Annotated in this window: 1 protein-coding gene; it reads left to right on the forward strand. The window is 66.9% G+C overall.

The window, feature by feature from the left end:
- On the forward strand, window positions 1–625 hold a 625-nt coding region (locus tag EOA38_RS38320; protein ID WP_281060192.1), incomplete at both ends, for a helicase-related protein.

Here is a 625-nt window from a genome sequence, read left to right on the forward strand (position 1 = left end):
TCATCGACGAAAGCCACGTCACCGTGCCGCAGATCGGAGGCATGTATCGCGGCGACTTCCGCCGCAAGGCGACGCTGGCTGAGTATGGCTTCCGCCTGCCCTCCTGCATGGACAACCGGCCGCTGCGCTTCGAGGAATGGGACGCCATGCGCCCGCTGTCGGTCGCCGTCTCGGCGACGCCGGGCGGCTGGGAGTTGGAGCAGTCCGGCGGCGTCTTCGCCGAGCAAGTTATCCGCCCGACCGGCCTGATCGACCCGCCGGTCGAGGTACGCCCGGCCAAGAGCCAGGTCGACGACGTCGTCGGCGAGATCCGCGAGACCACCAGGCTGGGCTATCGCACGCTGGTCACGGTGCTCACCAAGCGCATGGCCGAGGACCTTACCGAATACCTGCATGAGAACGGCATCCGTGTCCGCTACATGCACTCCGACATCGACACGCTGGAGCGCATCGAGATCCTGCGCGACCTGCGCCTCGGCGCCTTCGACGTGCTGGTCGGCATCAACCTGCTGCGCGAAGGCCTCGACATTCCCGAATGCGGCTTCGTCGCCATCCTCGACGCCGACAAGGAAGGTTTCCTGCGTTCGGAAACCTCGCTGATCCAGACCATCGGCCGCGCCGCCCG

It is taken from the genome of Mesorhizobium sp. M1E.F.Ca.ET.041.01.1.1, assembly GCF_003997355.1.
Taxonomy (GTDB): Bacteria; Pseudomonadota; Alphaproteobacteria; order Rhizobiales; family Rhizobiaceae; genus Mesorhizobium.